Origin of the sequence: Algibacter sp. (genome assembly GCF_029245835.1) — a bacterium.
GTDB lineage: Bacteria > Bacteroidota > Bacteroidia > Flavobacteriales > Flavobacteriaceae > Algibacter_B.
Genome location: NZ_JAQWOO010000070.1, coordinates 80,271 through 105,954, shown reverse-complemented (window position 1 = coordinate 105,954; position 25,684 = coordinate 80,271). Strand labels below are relative to the sequence as shown.

Sequence of the window (25,684 nt, the reverse complement as noted above, 5' to 3'; positions counted from 1 at the left end):
TTATGACTAACGGTTCAGTAAGATCTATAGGTAAAGTTAATTATACCGTAGTAGAAGGTGATGTCATACGAGGAGAAGTTAGTGGAACGACTTACAAGGTTTTTATAAATGATAATTTAGTACACACTATAATTAATCCTTTTGGCGCAAATACTTCTGGTAACCCAGGCATAATGGTTGAAGGGTATGCAATGGATGATTGGTCAGGAGGAGGCGCCTATAATAATGCAGCTACTGACTGTGACGATACTGATGCAGCTGTAAATCCTGGTGCAACAGAAGTGCCATACAACGGCATCGATGACGATTGTAATCCATTAACCTTGGATGATGATTTAGACGGCGATGGTTTTGATAATGCCAATGATTGTGATGATACAGATAATACAATAAATGCGACAACAACTTATTATGTAGATGCTGATGGGGATGGATTTGGGTCTACAACTACAGAACTGTTATGTGTATCTACAGCACCTGCAGGATATAGTAATAACAATACCGATTGTGATGATACGGATGAGAATGTGAATCCAGACGCAACAGAAATTGTTGATAATGGTATTGATGATGATTGTAATCCAGCGACTTCAGATAGCTCAACAGTTATCGATGCTGATGGCGATGGCTATACGGCCAATGAAGGCGATTGTAATGATTCAGATTCAGCTGTAAATCCTGGTGCAACAGAAGTGCCATATGATGGCGTGGATAATGATTGTAATCCATTAACCTTGGATGATGATTTAGACGGTGATGGCTATACAATGAATGGCGTGGGCAATCTTTTTTCAGATAATTTTAATAGAGTGGATTTTGAAAATTTAGGTTCAAACTGGACCCATTCTACAGGACTTGGTGGAGGCGCTGCCAGTATAGTTTCAAATAAAGTTAAGAAAGGTGGGGGAACATTTGCTATAGCTTTTCGTAAGGGCGTTTTTGGTGACGACCAATGGGCAGAAGCTAATTTTGCAGGATGTGGCTTTTCTTTGTCGGGTATATCACTTAGATGAGATGCAACATCGAGTGTAGTATGGCAGTGTAGTGGTAATGTAGTACAGATGTTAGTTATGATTAACGGTTCAGTAAGTGCTAAAGGTAGAGTTAATTATACCGTGGTAGAGGGTGATGTAATACGAGGAGAGGTTAATGGAACGACTTACAAGGTTTTTATAAATGATAATTTAGTACACACTATAGTTAATCCTTCTGGAGCAAATACTTCTGGTAACCCGGGCATAATGGTTGAAGGGTATGCCATAGATGATTGGTCGGGAGGTGATATCAATAATAGTGCTGCTGACTGCGACGATACCGACGCATCGGTCAATCCAGGGGAAACAGAAATTGTTGGTAATGGTATTGATGATGATTGTAACCCAGCAACACTTGACATCATAGATGTTTCAAAAGTGTCAGCTATTGTTGGAAATAAAACTGTTGGTACTTTAGGTCTTGATAATTTTGAAAGCTTAGAAAATAAAATAAAAATATATCCAAATCCATTTAAAGATAATATAACTATAAAACTTCCTCTAAGTTATAATAATAGTCAATTGAATATTAAAATATTCGATATAAGTGGAAGACTAGTATTTGATAAAAAATATTTAAGTATTAATAGAACAATAAATGCTAGTGGAATGAGTAATTTAGAACAAGCTACATATTTAGTAACAATTACTAGTCAAAAAACAGGAAAGAGCATTTTTAAACAATTAATTAAATTATAATCTAAGCAAAATTGTATTTAAAAGAGCTGAGTTAAAAACTCAGCTCTTTCTTTATAAATTAAATTGTAATAACACTATTTACTTTAATCCTTTTGAGGTGGCTCATCTTGATTAACCTATCCAAATTATGAGGTTTATTTCCGTTTAGTAAGCCTGTCTATAAATCACTGGGTTTTGCGGAATTATGAAAACCCATAAAGTATGAGGTTCTTAGATTCGTAGCATATACATGAGAACCGTTTTTCTGCACTCTATGAGCCTTACGCCTAGTGAGGTAGTAGTCTATGCTTTGCAGGATAGGGAAAATTTGTAAACAGTATAAATTTTAAATTTTATGACAAGAAAAAAGTTTTTGTTGTGACTTGATTTCTGACTATCAAATGCTATTCAAGCTGATCTATACCTTAAAAATTTAATGTTTCGCTCTTGTGCCCTTTTGGTTATTCTAACTAACTCAGGATATGTTATGTTTTATTAATCTTTCGTTTGAAAGTTGTTAGTTTCATTTAATGAGAAATACAATAGTAATTTTATCATTACAGCCGAAAATTTTTAATGAAGGATTAAAAAAAAAATGAATTTCAATCGTATTGATTAAATTTTTTATTGAAAACAATTTTAACCCTTTTTATGAGATAATTTGTAAACAAAGGATTTAGCTAATTAAAAATTAATATTTATTAGATCTTTTAAAAAAATTAATTTTAAACTCCATAAAAAACTTAGGATTAATTAGAAAAAATAGGAATATCATCATGAAATTAAATCTGGCCTTTTTTATAAAAAAAACATTAAACTATCATTTTTATTTTTTAATAACGCTATTAATAATATCAATTAAATCTTGATTTATAATGTCAACATCAAATCTTTTTTCGGCATATTCTCTACTTTTTAACCCCATTTCTGTTAGTCGTTTAGGATTTGTAATAAAAAATTCCATAGCCTTAATTAAGGCTTCTAAGTTTTGAGGTGGTATTAAAAAACCATTTTCTCCTTCTAAAACTGTCTCTCTACAACCTGGAGAGTCTGTTGTGATTATGGGTAAACCTACAGATAAAGCTTCAAGAATAGATCTTGGCACACCTTCTCTATAAAATGTTGGTAAAACAAACACGTCTTGCTTAGTTAAATGCTGTAAAACGTTAGATTGCGATCCGTGAAACACTAAGGTTCCGTTTTCATGTAAACTTTGTAACTCCTCAACTTTTATTGCAGATGGCGAATTTTGTACCGATCCGATAACATGAAATTCGGTATTTGGATACTTTTGTTTCAAAACTTTTGCAGCCTCAATAAACAGGTGTGTTCCTTTTTCTCTAATAAGTCTTGTGACAATTATAAAGCTGGTAATCCCATTAGAATTATGATTAGGTCTAAAAGTAAACTGATCAAGATTAACACCAGAACCACTAACAACTTGCGTTTTATTTTTTTTTGTTAAAATGTGTCGATCAAAAAACAAACTGCGATCATCATTATTTTGAAATACAACTACTTTGTTTTTTCTGATGGAAATTTTATATAAAAATTCATTTAGTCGTTGTAGTACTTTCGATTTTAAAGTTAAACCGGTAAAAGTAAAACCAAGCCCAGTAATTAATGAAACTACAGGGACTTTAGCCATATTTGCTGCCAAAGACCCATAAATAACGGGTTTAACAGTATAAGGAAAAACCAGATCAATATTGTTTTCTTTAATTAGTTTTTTTAAATTAAAAATGGTTTTTAAATCATTAAACGGGTTTAAACCTGTTCTTTGTAAATAATATTCCAAAGGCGCTTTTACGCCATACTCTTTTAGCTTTGATAAAACTTTCTCTGGATAGCTATCAACAGCAGTATATACATCATAACCTTCAGAAATTAAGCGTTGTATGTAATCGCCTCTAAAATTGATTAATGAATTTGCACATGATGCTACAACTAATATTCTTTTCTTATCCATTTATTATTGTTTTAAGTAAATATTACTATACCATTTTTGAAAACAATAAAATGACCATACTCTAAAAGTATTATCACGCTTACTTTTTAAATGGTTTTGTACTATAGGTATCATTTTATTTAGGTTAAAAATACCTTGATCTGATAAAAATTTTGGTTCGATATAAGATTCTAATTCTTTTCTTAAACTAGACTTTAACCAGTTCCCAACAGGAGACCCAAATCCGCGTTTACTTTTCTCTAAAAATTCTTCAGGGAATTGATCTTTAAAGGCTTCTTTAAGTATGTGTTTTTTATTCCATCCATTCATTAAGTATTTTTCAGGTAGCGTATTTGTATAATCCCATATTTTTTTATTTAAAAAAGGTGCTCTACATTCTAATGAATTTTGCATACTTGTTCTATCAACTTTCGCAAGCATACCACCTTCTAAACTTAAGATTTTATCAACATGCCTAAAATCCGTTAGTGATTCAACTTTATCATTATATAATTTGTCTTTATATTCTCCAAAGAGGTCATTTATATAATGCGATGGTGTCAAAATTTCTGCTAATTCTAACTCTGTATTAGCTAATGAAATAATATCCCAATATTGATTGCCATCATAATTAACAGCTTTCAACATTTTTTTTATTTTAAAGCGTTTTCCTCTATTATCATTTTTGGTTGATAACATATACTTGGAAGAGTTTAAAAGTAGATAATGAATAGGTTTAGGAACAATATTGGTATACTTTGTATTCATCTTACCAACATAATATTTGTTGTAACCTCCAAAAACTTCATCGCCACCATCACCTGTTAAAGCTACTTTTACATAATCTCTAGTTTTTTTAGAAACAAAATAGGTTGGGAGTGCAGCAGTATCAGAAAATGGCTCATCAAAATTTAATAGAATTTCATGAATATTATCTTTTAAATCATCTTCTCCAATTTTAAATTCATGATGATTACTACCAATCATTTTAGCAACAAGCTGAGATTTAGCTGTTTCATCCATTTTAGCCTCTTTAAAGCCTATAGAGAATGTTTCTATTTTTTTGTTTGCTGATTGAGAAAGACAGAGTGAAACTATTGATGAGTCAACACCGCCAGATAAGAATGTTCCTAACGGAACATCAGATATAGACCTACTATTAACACTTTCGTAAACTAAGTCTTTAACTTTATTTTTTGCATCCTCGAAACTTACCTCATCCTCCTTTGGTAGTATTTCTTGGCTAATTTCATTTATCTTATGTGAATTGGTTTTTAAATCATATTCTAAATAATGATTAGCTTCTAGCTTAAAAATATTATCATAAATTGAATAAGGTGCAGGAATATATGTTAGCCTTAAATAAAGATTCACACCTTTTTTCGAAATTTCGGGCTTTAAATCTAAAACATCAACTATTGATTTTAATTCTGAAGCCCAAATAAATTGTTTGTTAGTATTAGTATAGTAAAGCGGTTTTTCTCCAAAAAAATCTCTAGCTATAAATACCTTATTTTTATTTTGATCGTAAATACTGAAACCGTACATGCCATCTAGCCATTTAAATGATTCTATACCATGTTTTTCATATAGTTTTAAAATAACCTCAGTATCACTATTCGTTTGAAAGGTGGTTCCTGACTCTTCTAATTTTAATTTAAGTTCTCTATAATTATAGATTTCACCATTAAATACTATGACTATTTTTTTATCACCAGAATATATTGGTTGTTTTCCAGTTGATAAATCAATTATAGACAGTCTTCTCATTGACATTCCTAAGGAAAAGTTATCTTGTTTTGTAGCTATAAAACCATCTTCATCTGGTCCTCTATGAATAATTAAATCATTCATTTTGGTCAATGCTGCAGTTATTTCATTTTCATTACAACTTGTTTTATTTATTATTCCATTGATTCCACACATAGTGATTTAGGGTTTTAGTTTAATATAAAATCTTTAAACTGTGAATATATAGTTTTAAGTAAATAGTCATTTGATCTTTCTAAACTTAGTTGACTATATTTTTCACGCTCATCTGGGTTGTCATTTAAATAAGTTAATGCTTTTTCTAGACCAATATGGTCGTCATTATTAACTAGTATACCAAATTGTGCTTTAAAGAATTCACCATTATTTATACTAACAGGTTTATTGTCATTTAGTAATTCTAAGGGGCCTGATAGACAATTTGTTGAAATAGAAGGTAAGCCAATAGCCATACCTTCTAGCAACGCATTAGGAAAACCTTCTGTAAAAGAAGATAAAACAAAACAATTACTTTTGACTAAGTAGTCATCTACATTTTTTACTTTTCCTATAAGTGATACTTTTTTATTGAGTTTTCTAGAGTCTATTTCATTTATTAAATACTCTTTTAGCTCTCCACCTCCTAAAATGGACAGTGTAAAATCAAACTTTAAATTTTCAACAGATCTAATAATCATTATTTGATTTTTTCTTTTATTTAAAGTACCAGCAGTTATTATGTTTAAAGGAGATACAGTATTTAATGTACTTGAAATTATTACTTTTTTCGGCTGTTCTATAGGATTGTATATTATTTCCATAGGAATTTTAACACCAAAATTATCTTTTAAATCATTATTAATATGAACAGAGTTAGAGAATAATTTATCACATTTGTTATACAGTAATGGGTAAAACACTTTAGAAATATAATGGGATGTTTTACTTGTTGTATTGTCTGAAGGGAAGCCCCTTTCGCTTATATACGTTTTTGGTTCTTTATTTAACATAGAAATGATACCAGTAAGTAAATTAGGAAATGCTAGAAAAGACACTACATAATCTATTTTATTTCTTTTAATTACTTCATTATATTTACTTGCAAACTTAAAAACATTTAAAGCTTTTTCGTAAAAAGGTATATCATGGTCTTTTTTGCCTAGAATAACAACCTCTACCTCTTCTGGTATAGGAAAATGTATTTTGTTATAAAAAAGAATTAATGTTACATTAAAATCATGAATTAATTCCTTAAGTAAAAGGCTTATTACTTTTTCTGCACCTCCACTGGTTAGACTAGTGTTAAGTATACTGATGTTTTTTTTTACAGGATTCAATAGATTTATTTTATTGCTTAATATTTTGAAATCAAATTTTATATAGTTTTTCCCATCCCAAGCCTTTAAAACAAGGGCCTTGAACCATCTCATTAAATGTTATACCGTTATGTCCACCATTTAATTCTATTACTTTTAAATTATTATTTTTATCTATAATTATATCCCATCCAATACATTGAATAAAAGGGATTAGACTATGCATTCTTTTTATCTCGGAAACACAATGACTAAACAAAGGCAACTCCATGCCTGCAAAGTCTATATCGTTGTCTGGTAGCCGTTTAGTAGATTCTGACTTTGGGTAAAAGGCAACATCCAATAAAGTACCATTTTTTATATTTATAGGTATTCTCATCTGACGAGAAGAAAGAACATGTGTGTCACCAGTACGACCAAATCTAAAATAACCTGCTCTAACTTCTATTGCCCCATCATCTTTACAAACAGAAGTAAGTCTAATTGTTGCCACAGCTGAATCATTAAACTGGTTGAAAAACGAATGCTGTTTTATAAAGCTTTGGAAGACACCATTTCCTAATTGTTTTATATAGTTTACATCAAAAGATTTTTCGTCAAAAAAATAGATTCCTTTCCCTTGCAACGAGTTTTCAATTTTAAATACAACTTTCACATTATTCTCAAAAAGTAATTTTTTAAATGCCTCAACATCTAGAACTTCATTACTTGTACTCAAAAACAAATTGTTAATATAATAGCCTATATCTGTTGAGTTTTTATCATTTAATAATTTATTTATTACTAATGCCCTATTGCAGACGGTACCATACTCACCATTTAAAGCAGGTACTACATATTCACCGTAATAGTTGTCGGGAATCCAACCTTCCTTAAATTCGTGTGAATAAGCACAATAGGTCATAAGCCAAGGGGTGTATTTTTTATTTCCAAAGATATCAAGTGCGTACTCCTTACATAATTTTATATTTTTAGAGCTAAGTTTACCTTTTTCATTCTCAACTAATCTTCGTATTCTATACGCTTCCTCATTCTGTTCACTGTGATAAATATACATTTTGCCCTTATCAAGTATATTTTTGGTCAAATTCTTTATTGCTATCAATTTTAGTTTTTTTTTTAGTTTTTACTATTTGTTTTATTTGTGCAAGTTCTCCCACTGCAAACCAATGAAACACGGGCCTTGTTCCATCTCATGCAATGATATTGTGTTATGTAATCCATTTAATTCTATTATCCTAATATTCTCTTCTTCATCCAAGATTAGATCCCATCCAATACATCTTACATAAGGGATGAGACCATGCATTCTTTTTATTTCAGAAATACAATAGTTAAAACATGGTAACTCCATACCTGCAAATTTTATATCATTGCCTGGTAATTGATTTATAGGTGTCCAATCAGGTAGGGAAGCTTTGCTATGTAATTGTCCAGTACTCACATTAACAGAAATATATATGGCAGATTTCGATTTTACATGTGTTTCATTTTTACCACCATATTTAAAATAACCAGCTCTAACTTCTATTTCGCCATCATCCTTGCATACAGAAGTAAGACGAATATTTGCAACAGATGAATCATTAAACTGATTAAAGAAAGGATGTTGTTTTATATAACTTTGAAACCCACCATTCCCTAATTGCTTTATAAGATTTACATCAAAGGTTTTTTTATCAAAAAAATAGATTCCTTTGCCTTGGAAAGAGTTTTCAGTTTTAAATACTACTTTTTTATTATTCTCAAAAAGTAATTTTTTAAAACTCTCAACATTTAAAACCTCGTTATTTGTACTTAAAAATAAACTATTAATATAGTAGCCTAAATCTGTAGAGTTTTTATCATTTAATAGTTTATTTATTATTAATGACCTATTACAGATTGCTCCATATTCACCTTTTAAAGCGGGTACCACATACTCACCATAATAATTATCAGGAATCCAACCCTCTTTAAATTGATGAGAATAAGCACAGTATGCCATAAGCCATGGGGCATATTTTTTATCTCCAAAAATATCAAGGGCATATTCTTTGCATAATTTTTTATTTTTTGAGTTCAGTTTACCCGTTACACTCTCAAAAGTTTTCTGGATTTTATATGCTTCAATATTTTTTTCCTTATGATAGACATAATTTTCACCTTTTTTAAGTAAATTTTTGACCGAATTCTTTACTTTTCCCATTTTATAATTTTTACCCTAGTATTTTTAGAACTAATTTAATTTGTGTAAGTTCTCCCACCCTAACCCTTTAAAGCAAGGCCCTTGCACAGCCTCAGTAAATCTAATTCCATTATGCCCTCCATTAACTTCAATAAATGCAACATTATTATTATCATCTACTATTAAATCCCAGCCAAGACATCTTGCGAAAGGCATATTGCCATGCATTCTTTTAACTTCAGCTATACAATTATCGAAAGATGGTAGTACTTTATCAGCAAATGCAAAGTTGCTATCAGGAAGAATTTTAGTCGACTTCCAAGTTCCAAAATATGCGTCTTTATATAGTTTACCGCTATTAATATCATAAGGTATTTTCATTGTAGCATCTCCCATGCAATGGGTGTCATTTCCAAGGGCAAACTTTAACCAGCCTGCTCGAATACTTATATTACCAATATTATCGCAAACAGAGGTATGGACTACCTAATAAATTTGGTACTAATTTTTAAGCTACATTTTTATTGTTTTTCGTTATTAATTCCATTTCCATTTCTAGAGGTGACTTATAACCTAAAGAAGAATGAAGTCTTTTATAATTGTACCATTTAATATACTGGTCAATAACTTGATATGCTTCTAAAAAGAATTTAAAAGAATATCTGTTTGTGCATTCAGATTTTATTGTTTTAAAGAAACTCTCGGCAACAGCATTGTCCCAGCAGTTTGCTTTTCTACTCATACTTTGCGTTATTTTCTTACTTGCCTTTAAAACGCTTGTCATTTTATTCGATGCATATTGTACGCCTCTATCAGAATGAAAAATATGATTATTAGTTATAGTTCTATTTTTTCTTGCTTGTAACCAGACTTTATAAACGGTATTTTCAGTACTCATATCTTCAGTTAATGCCCATGACACTATTTTTCTATCTGCTAAATCTAAAACCGTTGTAAGGTAATTCCATTGATTGCCAACTTTTATATATGTAATATCAGAAACCCATTTTTCACCTAATTGCGTACTTGTAAAGTCTCTATTTAATACATTATCTGCCAAGGCAAAAGTATGATTTGAATCTGTTGTACAAACTCTAAACTTTTTACTTAGTACACTTCTTAAACCCAGTTCTTTCATAATTAAAGCAATGTAAGATCTTGAATAAACTAGCCCTTCGCGTTCTAACGATTTTTGAATACGTAAACTACCATATATTTGTTTACTTTGATTAAAAATAGTAGTAATTCTTGATTTTAAGAGAGATATGGAGCTTTTCTGTCGCTTATATTGACCAGACCGCAACCAGGTATAATAACTGTTTTTACTAACTCTCATACATTTACACATCTTTTCAACAGGAAATAAACCAGTGTTAAGTTTAATAAACTGGTATATTACTTGTCGCTCTTGGAAAAGATGCTTACCGCCTTTTTTAATATATCACGCTCTAATTTTACATCCTTTAATTCTTTTTCTAAAGACTTTATTTTAAGTACTTCAGATTGATTGTTTTGTTTTGAAGTTGTAGTGTTAAATTCTTTATTCCACCGATGAATGGAAGCTTGACTAATACCAAACTCTTTTGTAAGGTCTTTTACAGATTTACCAGAATTTAATAATTCTACTAAGGTCTTTTTAAAACTTTGATCATAAACTATTTTACCCATATTGCTAAGTTAAGTTATTCACTTAAAATCGTACCAACAAAACTAGACATTCCAGTAATTCGAATTGTTGCGACAGATGATTTAGTGAAATTTAAAAAAAATGAGTGTTGTTTTATATAATTTTGAAAAACACCATCACCAAGTTTTCTTATAGCGTCGATAGTAAATGAATTTGAATCAAAAAAATATATTCCTGCTCCTTGTTGAGAATCTTCAGTTTTAAAAACCACTTTTTCTCTTTCCTTAAAAAGTATTTCTTTTAAATTATTTTCATTAAGTACGTCATTATTTATTCCATAAAAGAAATTGTTAATATAATAGCAAATATCTAAAGAGTTGCGAACATTTAATAATTTATCAGTTATAGCGTTTCTTTCTAAAATTTCTCCATAAGAACCACCCACATTTGGAATAACACACTGAGCATAATAATTATCGGGGATCCAACCTTCCTTAAATTCTCCAGAAAAGGCATTATAAACAAATAGCCAAGGCGTATATACCTTATTACCTAAAACATCCACCGCATATTCTTGACATAATTTTTTGTCAGATAATTTAAGTTTTCCTTTTTCTTCCTCTATGCTTTTTAAGAGCCGAAAGGCAGTTTGATTTCTATCCCTATTATCAAGGTAAACCCTAGTTGATTGAATACCATTTTTTACTAATTTCCTTAATGATCCCATCTGATTATCTGAGTGAATTAAATGTTTATACTAATTATTTTAAAATCTCAAAAAATAAATTTTCGTAATCTTTAATTATTTTGTCTTTATTGAACTTCTTATAAACAGATTCTCGTATTGTTTTCGCATCCCAATCTTGTTTATAGTTAAGTTTTTCAATAAACTCTGATTCATTCTCTACTAAAAACCCGTTAACGCCGTTCTCAATGATTTCATTTAACCCTCCGGGTGCATTAAATGCTATAACAGGTGTGCCTACAGAACAACTTTCTATAAGACAATTGGGAAACCCTTCGGCATATGAGCCCATTAAATAATAGTCGCTTTCAGTTAAATATTTTGAAACCTCACTAGTATGAGATATATGTACTATTTTATCCTGCATCTCAAATTCTTCTATTAATTTGAAGATAGTATTTTTTTCACTACCATCGCCAATGATAGTGTATTGAAATTTGAAGTTTAACTTTGAAAGAGTTTTTAATATTCTTTCATGACCCTTCAACGGCACAAGCCTTGCAACAGTAATAAATCTTATCATTCCATCCTGTACTGAGCTTTTAGATTTTAATTTAAAGTTATCTCGCATTGGGTTATGAATGATTCTTAATTTATGCTTTGATACCTTGTATTTGTTAATCTGCATATCATCAAACATATCTCTGGATTGGCAGAGTACTACGTCCAATAAGTTGATGCCAGTTCTAAAAATTTTTCCGATTATTTTTCTTCCTATGGTTGCTTTCTTTACTGGCACCTTAAATACTGTTTGGCTTACTATAGTATGCCTTCCAATAAATTTGATACTTGGGAATAGCACAGAAAAAAATCCCATCGTTACATTTAAATCTCCAATGGTACTTAATACAATCTTGGGTTTATTTATAAATAGAATTTTAAAGAGAGCAAATAATGAATAGCGAACCCTTGCTTTATTCAAATATTTTACAGGAATCCCTGTAACATCATAAGTACTATCTTTTTCGAAACCTACTATAATTAATGTTACATCAAATTTTTCTTTATCTATAAATTGAGGTATATAAGATATTACTCTTTCAGCACCGCCACCATAAAGTGTTGGAATAACAAAAAAGACTTTAATTTTATCCATAAGATTATAATATATATTATTTTTTTATTTAGAGCTTTAAATCTAGCATACTACCATATTTTTCATCACATTCTTTTTGATAAAATTTTTGAAATCCTGATGCATGATGAAATGTTATTTCCCCAAAATATATTTTGTTTCTTACCAAATAAAAATCTATTCTGGAATATTTGAAATCTTTAGCTAAAGTTTCAGCTAACATTTTCATTTCTTCAAAATTTTCTGGTTTATTGAGTTCTTTACCATTTGGTCTTCCCCAATTACAAGGTAACAGCTTCCAATCTGTATCATATAGGTTTCTTGTTCGTTCACCTGAATGTCTGTCAAAATCAATCATAACAAAAGCCAAATTTCCATTAAAACAATGGAACTTGTAGTCATCAGGAATGCTTTCGTCATCATATGTTAATAATTCTTCTACTACAATTCTTGGTTCTATGTTTTTATATTGCCATTCAATGGTACTATAATAATGATTCTCCTTTAGTAAACGTTTGAATCTTTTCCTAGCGGTATACCAATTAATTAGTGATGGGTTTCTAACAATAAGACCTCCCGAACTATCATGGTTACTTTTAATTATATAATTACCATTACTAGGTAAGTTTTCAGGTTTTAAATCATTTGGGTTTTTTGTGTGATACAGTAGTGGTATTAGATATTTTTTACCAATCTTTTCTTCAACATATTCTCTTACTTTATACTTATCTGCAACTATAGAATATAAGTCTTTTCTGTCGTAAAGCTTCAGCCAATTAATTTTTTCATTTAAAGTCTTAGGGTTTTCTAAATCAAGCGAATACCCCATATGTTTTTTAAAACTTCTTTGAATAATTAATTTGTCAGGAATTATTGAAAGTACAAGTTCATATAACTTATAAAAAGGCCTTAGAAATAAATATCCAATGTCTGATTTTCGATAAAAATCAGACACTCTACTTCTTATATTTTTACCTTCTTGATTATACATGTCTTATGATTTTTTTTATATCTACTTTGCCAATAACTTTTGCAGGTATTCCTGCGATAACAGTATTTTCTTCATCAAATGATTTATTAACCACTGCATTAGCTCCAATAGCTGTATTGTTAGGAATAGAAATATTACCATAAATTTTAGCACCTGGGGCTATATATACATTATCTCCTAATTGAGGGGCTTCTTTTTCCCCACCTGAAGCACCTATATTTACACCAGCATGCATCCTACAATTTTTTCCAATTTTACATTTAGCATTAATTACAATAGTACCGTAATGAACCAATGCTAAACCAGGTCCAAAGACATTTTCTGGTATTGAGAAGCCAAGCTTAACTGAAGATTTTTTTAGTAAATATCTCAGGTAGAAATAATAAGCATTGCTAAATATGTTAGACTTAGTATTTTTGTAGTACTCAGCTTTTCTTAACCTCTTTAAAAAAATTTTAATAGGATTTGGAGTTATTATATTAACTATAGATTGAAAAACACCAGATGACTGAAAGCCATTTGCGATTTCATCTTGTTTTAAATAGTCATAATAATCTGCTTTTGACTTTATCATGATGTTATTTCTTGCTGATTATACAATTTATTATTCTTTTGGACCATTAGTTGATACTGTATCCACATTGTAGCAAAAGTAAAGTAATAAAAGTTGAAAAAATTGTGATTAGCTAGTAAAACTAATGACAATGCAATGGTCTGCATAATTAGATTAGGAGCATATTTAAAATAAACATACCCCTGCCAAAACATCACAAAAAACATTGCTATCATAATTAATAAAGGTAAAATACCAGCCTCACCAACAACCATTAAAAATGAATTATGGGCACCAAGGGGACCAGTTACACCAGAAAAAGTGCCCCATCCGTTTCCAATAAATGGAGAGTCTAGTACTTGATCATAATATAATGCCCATGTATCTGCTCTGGAATCTTCATTTATTTCTCGAGTTGAGACTTTTTCATTTGATGCAATTCTCTTAAGCTGTTCAAATCTGGGATTGTTTAGACCCACAATTTCATCTATAAAGAATAGTGTGCTTAAAATTAAAAAACCAATCCCAAGCATTTTAATATTTTTAATACTAATTCTAAGGGATATCAAGTTTAATAGAACCCATATAACAATAAAAGTTCTTGAAAAAGTTAGTAACCCCATTAATGTAAAAACAAATTGTCCGATAAGTTTAAGTCCACGGTTTTTAATTCCGTAAGTTAAGGCATAGGCATAAATACAAATAAAACCTGCTACGTTTGGGTTTATATAAAAACCACTGTATCTACCCCATTTACTTGTTAAAAAAACTGCTTCAAATCCTATGCTTAAAGTCCCAATAAGAAAAAGGTAAAACATGTCAGTAGCACTCATTTTTTTTATTAATTCATAACCGCAGATAACAACTATCAAGTATTTAATGCAATTATAAACAAACTCACTTGGAATACCATAGTACTGCAAGCTTGAAATAACAAAATAAGATAGAGCTAAAACAATCATCCAGACGTTGGGCTCAGTTTTCTTTACAAGGACATAATATATAGCCAGTAAAATAATAGTACTATAGCTTGCCAAACTTCCTATAGTAGCACTTGTATTCATTAAAACTACTGCGGGAGCATTTAGTAAAACTAATGCGGCTATAATAAACTTTAATATTTTTAGCAATTTCATTTATTACACAAATTCTTTAAATCAATGAGCAGATTACTTCATCCCATTTTTTGACTACATTACTGCTATGAAAGCGTTCTGTAGTTAGTTTTGCTTTTACAGAAAACTTTTCTCTAACTCCTTTTTCATTAATAAGAGTATTTAATCTTTTTTCTAACATATCCTGATCTCCCACAGGTATTAAATATCCATTTTCACCATTTTCTATAATTTCTGATGGACCAAAATTACAATCTGTAGAAATAGTAGGGATACCAAAATACATGGCTTCTAACAGTGAATTAGGAAACCCTTCTGTTCTGGAGGCAAACACAAAAACCCTGGCACTATTGTAAAGCTTGTCTATATCATTTACTTTTCCTAAAATTTCAACAGAGTTTTCTAAGTTGTTTCTTTTAATTAACTCTTTCAGGTCATTCTCTTTTGGTCCAGTTCCTGCAATTAAAAGTTTCCAATTGTTAGATTTAACCCTTTTAAAAGCATTAATAATTAAATCATGACATTTATTTTTATCTAATCTGCCTACAGTAAGAATAATGTTTTCTTTTTTAATCTTATCGTCTTTTAAAGAAGATAAATCCTTAGAAATTGGGTTTGGAAGTATCGCTATTTTATTAGATTTAATTCTATTCGTAAAAAATCTTTTTACACCTTCTGTCTGAAGAATTATTCTATCTGCCTTAGGGTAAATTAAATTTCTCATCATAACCCAAAATTTGGGAACATCCTCCATCATTGGGTTATTTCTTTCGCTAATTATACTTGGAATTCTATTTAATTTGGCTGCTATTGTCGTTATAATATTGGCTGTTGTAATAAAACCAATTAGAACATCTAATTTCTCAGATTTTATAATTTTTGAAACACTCCGTACTAATTCAAAATTAAGCTTTAGTGATTTTAAGGTTGAAGTAGGTGTGAGGATAGTTTCTTTACATGCTATAACTTTAATTCCACTATTAAGTCTGTAAAAAGGCGTAGTTTTTACAAAGGTAATAATAGTAATATCATACTTGTTTATTAATTCATTACTTAATGTAGATATAACTCGTTCTGCTCCGCCTGATGTAAGTGAACCTATAACAAAACCAATTTTCTTTTTTTTATTGTTCAAATTTAAATGTGTTATTAATTATTAAATAATTTATGTTCAATTAATTTTTTCAATCTGAAACAAAAATCTTTAAAACCTTTAATAAATAAAAATAATAAAATACCATAGATAAGTGTTATTATTGATGATACTTTAAATGCATAAATTACCCAATTAATAAAATTTGAGGAGCTTTCATTGTAAGGAAAATAAGTGATTGAATAATTTATTAGAAACGTTGATATAGATAAAATTATTACTATAGGTATAATACCTTTCCAATAATGCCAAACATTTTTGTTAAAACCATTTTTAAACACAAAATATGGTTTCCATATTACTACAATTAGTATAAGGCTTACTAAGGTTCCCAGTAAAATTCCTTCAATACCCCATAGCTTTCCAAAAACAAATGAAATTGAAAGATTTATTATGGCTTCAACTATTGGAGCCCATGTATCAGAATATAAACCATATGCATTTTTAAAGCGCTCAATAGGAGAACTTATTTCATAAATAAAAAAATTACCAATCATTAATAATAAAATGCTATTTGATAAAATATATTCTTCTCCAAGCCATAGTATAATAAAAGACCCCATAAGATAATATAGTGTTATACTTAAAAAACCAGCTATAAAAAATTGGATTGCCATTAACTCCCAAAATATTTTGTTAATATGTTCTTTATCATTTTCAGCTACTAAATTTCCAACCGCTGAACCAGTTCCTGAAAACAACATTTTTACTAAGCCACTAAGTTTAATAATAATTAATTGGTAATTCCCAAAGAACGCAACGCTTTGCAAGTTTACAAAGGCGTAAACAAGTATATTATCAGTTCCTCCTTTAACAAACGCCACGATTTTATGCACAAAAACTTGTTTTATTTTTTTAATTATAACGGGGTATTCTTTTATAATTTGTGCTTTTTCTGAGGAGTTAATAATAAGCCATGGGTATTCTTGCTTTATTCTTGCCCTAAGTACGATACTAAAAATAATACTAAACACCAATTCCATCGCAATCCATAAATATAGATTCTTTAAATAGATTGCAATTAGAGCTTGTAAAATTACTCTAACTATATTAAGTGTTTGGTATATCGTATTATCAACATATCCTTTTTGATCGGCACCAAGCAAACTCATATGATAATTAACAAAATACCCTAATAGCGAAGAGAATAATAAAGAATAAAATACAAAATATATTAAAGTAAATGAAAAATCAGTTTTGGAAAATATCAAAGGAAAGAATAAAGAAATAATAACACCCAATCCTATTATGAATAAGCCAATTCTTTTATAAAGAACCCCTAGAAGCGCTATAATTTTATTTATTTCGTTTCGATCATTATCAAAAACGGGTTGATACAAAGCAAAACCAATTGCAGTTCCAATACCTAGTTCTGTTAAGTTTAGAAAACCTATGATACTTCTTATTGTAGAATCTAATCCTATAAAATCGTCTCCTAAATTGTCAAGAAATATTTTTCTTGCAAAGAATTGTATAACAATTGATATAACGAAAAAAAATATACCAACTTTCGCATTCTTTATAGATTTGGAAATTCTTGACATTCAATACTTTTAGTTTTTATTTCTTATGGATAATAAGAATATTGGTATTAGTTTATTATACGATAGTAATTATGTTATTTAAATCAAAGGCACTTATTAGCTTTATCTTTTAAAATACCTTTAACATCATAAATTAAGCCTTTTGGTGTTAATAAATGAGAATAGTTCAGGTTGTTAAACTCTTTGTGGGCAACACCTAGGATAATAGTATCAAACTTATCTTTTGGCACATCATTAATGGCTTCCAAATTATATTCGTGTAACACTTCCTCAGAACTAACCCATGGGTCGTATATAGTTATATCGAGGCTATAATCTTTTAAATGTTTTATAACATCAACAATTTTTGTGTTTCTTACATCGGGGCAGTTTTCTTTAAAAGTGATGCCTAATACTAATATTTTTGCTCCATTAACTTTGATATCATTTTTAAGCATCATTTTGACTACTTCACTTGCAACATATTGCCCCATACTATCATTAACCCGTCTACCTGCTAAAATAATCTCGGGGTGATATCCAACCTCTTGAGCTTTCTGAGCTAAATAATAAGGATCTACACCAATACAATGCCCACCAACTAAACCAGGTTTAAATGGAAGGAAATTCCATTTGGTGCCAGCGGCTTCTAAAACGGCATGTGTATCTATATCTAACAGATTAAAGATTTTTGCAAGCTCATTTACAAAAGCAATATTGATATCTCTTTGAGAATTCTCAATAACCTTAGCTGCTTCGGCAACTTTAATAGTAGGAGCAAGGTGAGTTCCGGCAGTAATTACGCTGGCATATAAGTCATTGACTTTTACTCCAATTTCTGGAGTAGAACCCGCTGTAACTTTTAAAATTTTATCAACAGTATGTTCTTTGTCGCCAGGATTAATACGCTCTGGTGAGTATCCAGCGAAAAAATCGGAGTTAAATTTGAGTCCACTTATTTTTTCTAAAATAGGCACACACTCATCTTCTGTTACTCCAGGGTAAACAGTAGATTCATAAATGACTATATCTCCCTTCTTGAGTACTTTTCCGACAGTTTCACTAGATTTATATAAAGGTGTTAAATCTGGTCTGTTATTCTTGTCAATAGGGGTAGGAACGGTAACAACATAATAATTGCAATCCTTTATATCATTAATATTAGAAGAACAATATAAACCGTCACTAGAATCAGCACTATCTTTAAGTACTGCCTTCAAAACATCATCTTCAATTTCTAAAGTAACGTCTTTGCCTTGCTTTAATTCAGAAATTCGTTTGTCATTGATGTCGAAACCTACAACTGAATATTTTGTAGCGAATAAGCGGGCTAGAGGTAACCCTACATATCCCAATCCTATAATTGCTATTTTTTCTTTATCCATAATATTTTATTGACCTATTGAAGAATATTCAAAACCCATGTTTTCCATTTCAGATTTATCAAGTATGTTTCTACCATCAAAAATAAAGGCAGGCTTTTTCATTTCAGAGTATATTTTTTTCCAATCGTACGTTTTAAATTCATCCCATTCAGTCATAATAGCAACAGCATGAGCACCTTTTAAAGCTTCGTAAGGTGTCTTAGTCGCTTGAACTAACTTACTGTTTTCTTCTTCAGTCCTAGTGTTTAAATGGTTTAAATCTGATTGCATTTTTTCATTTGAAACCTTAGGGTCGTAGACAGCAATGTTAGCTTGCTCATTTAATAAATGATCAGCAACATATATAGCTGCAGATTCTCTAGTATCATTGGTGTCTTTTTTGAACGCCCATCCTAAGAAACCTATTTTCTTTCCTGAAACCGTATTATAAAGCGTGCTTATTAAATGGTCTGCAAAACGCCTTTTTTGGTGATCGTTCAATATGATAACTTGTTCCCAATAATCAGCAACGGCGTGTAAATTATAACTTCTAGCTATATAAACAAGATTCAATATGTCTTTTTGGAAGCATGATCCACCAAAGCCTACTGAAGATTTAAGGAATTTGGGACCAATCCTTGAATCCATTCCTATGGCTTTTGCAACTTCATCAACGTTTGCTTCAGTTTTTTCACATAACTCTGAAATAGCATTAATAGAGGATATGCGTTGTGCTAAAAAGGCATTGGCTGTAAGTTTAGATAACTCAGAAGACCAAACATTTGTTTTTAGAATTTGATGTTCAGGCACCCAACTTCCATATATACTTGCTAAACTTTCTATAGCGTCTTCAGATTCACCACCTATTAAAACTCTATCAGGATTTAATAAATCTTGAATTGCAGTACCCTCAGCTAAAAATTCTGGGTTTGACAGAATATCAAACTTTACATCACTTCCAGTATTATCTAAAATACTTTTAATAGCTTGTGCAGTTCTTACTGGTAAAGTAGATTTCTCAACTATAATTTTATCCGTAGTAGCAACATCTGCAATATTTCTGGCACATAGTTCTACGTATTTTAAATCAGCAGCCATACCTTTTCCTTTACCATAAGTTTTAGTGGGAGTATTAACAGATATGAAAATCATTTCTGATTCATCTATAGCTTTGTCAATTTCAGTAGAAAAAAACAAGTTTTTACCTCTTGTTTCTTCAACAATTTCAGCCAAACCTGGTTCGTAAATAGGCAGATTAGAAGCATCAGGATCATTCCAAGCATCAATTCTAGCTTGATTAATATCTACTATAGTTACTTTAATATGTGGGTTTTTATTAGCAATAACTGCCATTGTAGGCCCACCAACATATCCTGCGCCAATGCAACAAATTTTTGTGATTTTCATTTTATTATAAATTTTTCCAATACCAATTAACAGCTTCTTTTATACCGTCGTTAATATTGTATTTAGGATTATAGTTTAATAATTTTTTTGCCTTTTCAACAGATGCTAATGAATGAGGTATATCACCAACTCTATTTTCGCGATGTTTTATTTCAATATTTTTAATAGAATCATCAAATTGAGAAAGATGTTCCTTCAATAATGTTGTCAACTCTAGTAGTGTTGTTCTATCTCCAAAAGCAACATTATATACGTTGTTTAAAGCCTCTTGATTATTAGTAGTAATAGCTAATAGATTCATTTGAACTACATTATCTATATATGTGAAATCTCTAGAATAACTTCCATCACCATTAATCATAGGTGATTCATGGTTTATAAATTGTTTTACAAAAAGAGGAATTACAGCTGCATAAGCACCATTTGGATCTTGTCGCCTACCAAAAACATTAAAATAGCGTAAACCTATAGTATCTAAGCCATATGCTTTTTGGAATATATCTGCATACAATTCATTAACGTATTTTGTTATAGCATAAGGCGATAATGGTTTTCCTATAACATCTTCTACTTTAGGCAATGCTTCATGATCTCCATAAGTTGAAGAACTCGCTGCATAAACAAATCGTTTCACTTTTGCATCACGGGCAGCTACCAACATATTCAAAAAACCAGATACATTAACATCATTTGTTGTGATTGGATCGTTAATTGATCTTGGTACAGATCCTAACGCAGCTTGATGTAAAATGTAATCAACATCTTTACACGCTTTGTGACAGTCTTCAATATTTCTTATATCACCTTCAACAAGATTAAAATTGTTGTCACTTAAAAAAGGTTCAATGTTTTCACGTTTGCCAGTCGAGAAGTTGTCCAAGCAAACCGTATTTATGTTATTAGAAAGAAGTGTCTCGCAAAGATTTGAGCCTATAAAACCGGCACCACCTGTAACTAGTATAGTCTTATTTTGTAGATTTTTTAGCATTAAATTTGGGTTTGTGGTTAATAGCTACCGCAAATATGTAAAAAAATATTTAAACATTTACGATTATTATGGTAAGTTGACGTTTTTTACGATTAAAATCAAAGTGCTAATTTTTAAAGGATTTTAATCGATAAAAAGTAGGTATACAACTTGTATTTAATTATTTATAGTATGTTTTATACCAATCCACAAACGCTTTAACACCAGCACTTATAGAGGTGTTGGGTTTGTAATTATAATCATTGATTAAATCCTCTACATTTGCCCAAGTGCGCTCTACATCTCCTGGCTGTATTGGAAGCATGTTCTTTTTAGCTTCAGTTTCAAGGTTTAATTCTATCTCTTTTATAAAATCTAATAACTTCACAGAATTATTATTACCTATATTATATACTTTATATAAATCGTTTTTTTCAATTCGTTCTTTATTAGGATGCTCAAGAATTCTGACCACACCTTCAACAATGTCATCTATATATGTAAAATCACGTTCCATTTTCCCATAATTAAATACCTTAATTGGCTTATTGTTAACTATAGCATCGGTAAATAAAAACATAGCCATATCTGGTCGTCCCCAAGGACCGTAAACAGTAAAGAATCGAAGTCCTGTAGTTGGAATATTAAACAGATGACTATAAGTATGCGCCATTAATTCGTTACTTTTCTTTGTTGCTGCGTATAAACTGATTGGATGGTCTACGTTGTCATCTGTTGAAAATGGAATCTTCTTGTTTAATCCATATACACTTGAGCTACTTGCGTATACTAAATGTTTAATATTAAAGTTTCGACAACATTCTAGAATATTTAAAAAACCGACTAAATTTGAGTCAATATAAGACTCAGGGTTTTCAAGACTATATCTTACACCAGCTTGTGCAGCTAAGTTGCACACTACATCAAAGTTTTCACTTTTAAAAAGTTTTGGAAGAGTTTCACGATTCTCTAAGTTCATTCTAACAAATGAAAACTCGTCAAACGACTGACTTTTACATCTCTTGTTGAATATTGAAGCTTCATTTTTATTTATGCCTAGCTCGTTCAATCGGGCATATTTTAGATTAATATCGTAATAATCGTTAATATTATCCAAGCCAACTACAGTGTGTCCTTTGTTTATTAAAACTTTTGAGGTATAAAAACCAATAAATCCTGCGGCACCAGTTACAAGTATTTTCATTTTTTTTTGATTTGAGGGGTTATTTGCTATTTTGATTACAAATATGTGAAAAAGAAATTAATGCTAATGTAATTGCAGATGAAAAGAAATAAAACTCGTTAAAATCTTAATTACCTTAATTTAACCATATTGTATTTAAAACTGGAATTTGGATGCTGTTGTAATGACTTATGTACCTAACCAACCTTAATTCTATATTAATGTTTAATATTTTATTATATCGAAACTGTGTTTTGGTGTGCTTGATATATCAAAAAACCTTTCCACAAGATATTATCAATTGGTATTAAATATCCGATCAACTACTTATTATTAGGACAAACTAAATTTTTTTTAAAATAATATAGTCCTTAAGCTTAAAATTGCCGTATATGATTGAAACGAAAAAAAAATATACATCTATTTTATCGACGAAATGCTAAATAGAAGTTAATACTTACAAATAATAACAGTTTTTCGATGAAATGCAAAAATAATCGATTTAAAGTATTTATATTTGACAACCCCTTAAAATCTAATTTAATATTATTATGAAAAACCTACTAGTAAACACAAAATTATTGACTATTATCCTCTTTTTATTATTTCTATTACCATCATGCAATAATGAAGAAATATTTGTTGTAGAAGAATCTGCAATTGTAGTAGAAGAAACTGAGCCTACTGAAGAAGAAGACGCTCCGAACACTGAGGATGAAGTAATTCCAATAGATGTAGTAGATGATACTGTAACTACTACTGAAAACATTGCCGTTGATTTAGAGCCTTATTTAAATGATGAAAATTTGCCACAAACAATCACAATTTCTAATACAAACCCATCTAATGGTGTTTTGACTATCAATGATAATTCAACACCAAATAATTTTTTAGATGATTCCATAGTTTATACACCAAACGCAGGTTTTTCTGGAATTGATTCTTTTGACTATACTGTTTGTGATGCATCAAACTCTGAGAATTGTGATACGGCAACAGTTACTATAACTGTTGAAGCAGTTATAGATGATATAGAGACTGAATTGAAAGCCTTTCCTGGCGCCGAAGGATATGGCAAAAACGCCGTTGGAGGTAGAGGTGGTAGAATAATTAAAGTAACTAACCTAAATAATAGTGGTTCTGGTAGTTTCAGGGCAGCTTGCGAAGCTTCTGGATCTAGAATAGTTGTTTTTGAGATTGGTGGTAGAATTAACTTAACCAGCACTGTTACCATAAATGACCCATTTATTACAATTGCAGGACAAACAGCACCAGGAGATGGTATTACTTTAAGTATGGAAGGTACTCCAAATGAAGTAGTTTTACAAGTGCAAGCTAACGATGTTATAATTAGATATTTAACTATTAGACGTTCTGAATCGGAAGTGTCAGAACAAAATTCAGATTGTCTTGTCATTACAAGTTGCCATGATGTAATTGTAGATCATTGTTCATTTAGTTGGGCTAGTGATGAAAACATCGCAATTTACGATTATGACGGAAATAATCGAGCAAATGTTTATAATGTAACCATACAAAACAGTTTAATAGACACTGCATGGGGAGGTATTGATAAAGGTATTATATGTTCTGGTGGCGTTGATAGATTAACATTCTATAATCTTGTTTTTGCAAGTGTAGGTCAAAGACAGCCATTAATTAAAAACGAAACTGGTAATTATGCTAATGAAGAAACTTATTTTGAAATTATAAATACAGTAACTTTAGAGGGTAAATGGCACGCTTCTTTTCCAAACAACATTGCAGCAGCAGGAACTAAACACTTAAACTATATCAATAACCTTTGTATTGATTCTGGGTTTTCAAGAAATATGTTATTTGTAGATACTGCTTATCCTGTATCAATTTTTACTCAAGGTAATATTAGTCCTTTAAGAACTTCTATAACTTCTCCTGTTAATTGGGATGAAGAATGGAGTGTTATACAAGCAGGAGGTGGACAAGATGATGTTGAAAAAAGATTAACTACGGATTATAGGGTAACAACACCTAAAAGTACACCTATTATTAATGATGGTGTGGTATTGACAAAGGCTGTAAACTTAGTTGATAGTCTTAAAGACCATGTTGGAGCGTCCTATCCTACAAGAGATAGCGAAGACACTAGAGCTATTAATGATGTTGTAACGAGAACATCTACAGCAGCAAATACTTCAGGTACATTTCCAATTCTAGATAGTGGTACACCTTTGACAGATAGTGATAATGATGGAATGTCTGATGCATGGGAGGATGCGAATGGATATAATAAAAATATAGATGATAGTTTAGAAGATAGAGATGGAGATGGTTATACAAATATTGAAGAGTTTTTAAATAGGACTCTTGACTAAAATATATTTGATTTAGGATGTGATTAAAACCACTGATAATCTATCAGTGGTTTTTTTATGAATAAAAGTATGAGTTTGCAATTTCACTGTCCTTTAAAACCTGAGTTTTATATAAGGACTTATAAGAAAAAGAGATTTCAAGCTAGAATAGCCACAAATGGTACGAAAAAAAACATTATTTTTTGAACTAAAGGTTGCTTAGGTAGAGAGGTTATTCATATTTATAGCAAGAGCACGTAATAATCTTCATTACCATAAATTTATTTTTTTGCTTATTATAGCCCAACGCTAAAGGTGTTTACTGTTTATCGACAAACTTTACACTTAAGTGTAAGTAAAATATAAATTTAGTCCTATTGACCGAAAGAAATAACACCTTAACAAGAAAATTATTAATAATTTTTAAAAGCATTAAATTTACAGCCTGTTTAATTAATTCTGGTTTTTTTGTTAAATATTGAATAATTAAAACTAATTGAGGGTTAATTCTAACCATAATTTATGTCAAGAAAAATTTAATAGTAAGATTAAGATAAACAAGCTTGTTAATACGACTATTCATTTAGAAATGAAACTAAAAAATTCAAAATTTACCGTTTCATGACCACAGACGCAAAAAAGGTATATAAAATAATGTAATAACATTTTTATAAAGAACTGCTTACAGGTTGGCGTAAAACATAGAGGTTTTTTAGAATCAGTCATTTTTAAACATAACTAAATAAGATTATTAAA

Annotated in this window: 21 protein-coding genes; 3 read left to right on the top strand and 18 right to left on the bottom strand. The window is 30.2% G+C overall.

Annotated elements, in window-relative coordinates; all coding sequences use genetic code 11:
• Both P8K68_RS11635 and P8K68_RS11630 read left to right on the top strand, forming a co-directional pair.
• Positions 1 to 1,013, top strand: a 1,013-nt coding sequence (locus tag P8K68_RS11635; protein ID WP_300251082.1) for a putative metal-binding motif-containing protein, incomplete at its 5' end; no start/stop codon positions are given.
• A 57-nt stretch (positions 1,014 to 1,070) separates the two neighbouring features.
• Entirely contained in the window at positions 1,071 to 1,733 is a 663-nt protein-coding gene (locus P8K68_RS11630; protein WP_300251080.1) for a T9SS type A sorting domain-containing protein, read from the top strand.
• Between the two features lie 805 nt (positions 1,734 to 2,538).
• Here P8K68_RS11630 and P8K68_RS11625 read toward each other — a convergent pair.
• The 18 genes from P8K68_RS11625 to P8K68_RS11540 form a co-directional block, all read right to left on the bottom strand.
• The gene (locus P8K68_RS11625) at positions 2,539 to 3,681 is read right to left on the bottom strand and encodes a glycosyltransferase family 4 protein (protein WP_300251079.1); all 1,143 of its coding nucleotides are present in this window, start codon (positions 3,679 to 3,681) and stop codon (positions 2,539 to 2,541) included.
• Positions 3,682 to 3,684: 3 nt separating this feature from the next.
• Positions 3,685 to 5,586: an asparagine synthase (glutamine-hydrolyzing) gene (gene asnB / locus P8K68_RS11620; protein ID WP_300251078.1), complete on the bottom strand. Its 1,902-nt coding sequence runs from the start codon at positions 5,584 to 5,586 to the stop codon at positions 3,685 to 3,687.
• 14 nt (positions 5,587 to 5,600) lie between these two features.
• Positions 5,601 to 6,746, bottom strand: a complete 1,146-nt coding sequence (locus P8K68_RS11615) for a glycosyltransferase (protein ID WP_300251076.1) — start codon at positions 6,744 to 6,746, stop codon at positions 5,601 to 5,603.
• A gap of 31 nt (positions 6,747 to 6,777) precedes the next feature.
• Positions 6,778 to 7,782: a sugar-transfer associated ATP-grasp domain-containing protein gene (locus P8K68_RS11610; protein ID WP_300251074.1), complete on the bottom strand. Its 1,005-nt coding sequence runs from the start codon at positions 7,780 to 7,782 to the stop codon at positions 6,778 to 6,780.
• Positions 7,783 to 7,863: 81 nt separating this feature from the next.
• Positions 7,864 to 8,913 carry a sugar-transfer associated ATP-grasp domain-containing protein gene (locus tag P8K68_RS11605; protein ID WP_300251072.1) on the bottom strand — a complete coding sequence of 350 codons (1,050 nt, stop codon included), beginning with the start codon at positions 8,911 to 8,913 and terminating at the stop codon, positions 7,864 to 7,866.
• A 30-nt stretch (positions 8,914 to 8,943) separates the two neighbouring features.
• Positions 8,944 to 9,288 carry a sugar-transfer associated ATP-grasp domain-containing protein gene (locus P8K68_RS11600; RefSeq protein ID WP_300251070.1) on the bottom strand — a complete coding sequence of 115 codons (345 nt, stop codon included), beginning with the start codon at positions 9,286 to 9,288 and terminating at the stop codon, positions 8,944 to 8,946.
• A 112-nt stretch (positions 9,289 to 9,400) separates the two neighbouring features.
• A protein-coding gene (locus tag P8K68_RS11595) for an IS3 family transposase (protein ID WP_300251068.1) occupies positions 9,401 to 10,560 on the bottom strand; the annotation gives its coding sequence in 2 pieces (ribosomal slippage) (positions 9,401 to 10,329 and positions 10,329 to 10,560; 1,161 coding nt in all).
• Between the two features lie 14 nt (positions 10,561 to 10,574).
• Complete coding sequence (locus P8K68_RS11590) at positions 10,575 to 11,246, bottom strand: hypothetical protein (RefSeq protein ID WP_300251066.1); 672 nt, start codon at positions 11,244 to 11,246, stop codon at positions 10,575 to 10,577.
• Between the two features lie 34 nt (positions 11,247 to 11,280).
• Positions 11,281 to 12,360, bottom strand: a complete 1,080-nt coding sequence (locus P8K68_RS11585) for a glycosyltransferase (RefSeq protein ID WP_300251064.1) — start codon at positions 12,358 to 12,360, stop codon at positions 11,281 to 11,283.
• A gap of 28 nt (positions 12,361 to 12,388) precedes the next feature.
• The gene (locus tag P8K68_RS11580) at positions 12,389 to 13,330 is read right to left on the bottom strand and encodes an ATP-grasp fold amidoligase family protein (RefSeq protein ID WP_300251062.1); all 942 of its coding nucleotides are present in this window, start codon (positions 13,328 to 13,330) and stop codon (positions 12,389 to 12,391) included.
• Complete coding sequence (locus P8K68_RS11575; protein ID WP_300251059.1) at positions 13,323 to 13,904, bottom strand: serine acetyltransferase; 582 nt, start codon at positions 13,902 to 13,904, stop codon at positions 13,323 to 13,325. The genes P8K68_RS11580 and P8K68_RS11575 overlap by 8 nt, the downstream gene beginning before the upstream one ends.
• Positions 13,901 to 15,019 (bottom strand): hypothetical protein, encoded by a 1,119-nt coding sequence (locus P8K68_RS11570; protein WP_300251057.1) that lies wholly within the window; start codon positions 15,017 to 15,019, stop codon positions 13,901 to 13,903. Before P8K68_RS11570 ends, P8K68_RS11575 begins: the two co-directional genes overlap by 4 nt.
• 16 nt (positions 15,020 to 15,035) lie before the next feature.
• Positions 15,036 to 16,133 carry a glycosyltransferase family 4 protein gene (locus P8K68_RS11565; RefSeq protein ID WP_300251055.1) on the bottom strand — a complete coding sequence of 366 codons (1,098 nt, stop codon included), beginning with the start codon at positions 16,131 to 16,133 and terminating at the stop codon, positions 15,036 to 15,038.
• A gap of 14 nt (positions 16,134 to 16,147) precedes the next feature.
• Positions 16,148 to 17,695: a hypothetical protein gene (locus P8K68_RS11560; RefSeq protein WP_300251052.1), complete on the bottom strand. Its 1,548-nt coding sequence runs from the start codon at positions 17,693 to 17,695 to the stop codon at positions 16,148 to 16,150.
• 83 nt (positions 17,696 to 17,778) lie between these two features.
• Positions 17,779 to 19,059: a nucleotide sugar dehydrogenase gene (locus P8K68_RS11555; RefSeq protein WP_300251049.1), complete on the bottom strand. Its 1,281-nt coding sequence runs from the start codon at positions 19,057 to 19,059 to the stop codon at positions 17,779 to 17,781.
• Positions 19,060 to 19,065: 6 nt separating this feature from the next.
• Positions 19,066 to 20,445 (bottom strand): nucleotide sugar dehydrogenase, encoded by a 1,380-nt coding sequence (locus P8K68_RS11550; RefSeq protein ID WP_300251047.1) that lies wholly within the window; start codon positions 20,443 to 20,445, stop codon positions 19,066 to 19,068.
• A 4-nt stretch (positions 20,446 to 20,449) separates the two neighbouring features.
• On the bottom strand, positions 20,450 to 21,433 hold the full coding sequence (locus P8K68_RS11545; RefSeq protein WP_300251044.1) for an SDR family oxidoreductase: 984 nt from the start codon (positions 21,431 to 21,433) through the stop codon (positions 20,450 to 20,452).
• 160 nt (positions 21,434 to 21,593) lie between these two features.
• Entirely contained in the window at positions 21,594 to 22,616 is a 1,023-nt protein-coding gene (locus tag P8K68_RS11540; RefSeq protein ID WP_300251041.1) for an NAD-dependent epimerase, read from the bottom strand.
• A 530-nt stretch (positions 22,617 to 23,146) separates the two neighbouring features.
• Here P8K68_RS11540 and P8K68_RS11535 point away from each other — a divergent pair.
• Entirely contained in the window at positions 23,147 to 24,949 is a 1,803-nt protein-coding gene (locus P8K68_RS11535; RefSeq protein ID WP_300251039.1) for an Ig-like domain-containing protein, read from the top strand.
• Positions 24,950 to 25,684: the final 735 nt, after the last annotated feature.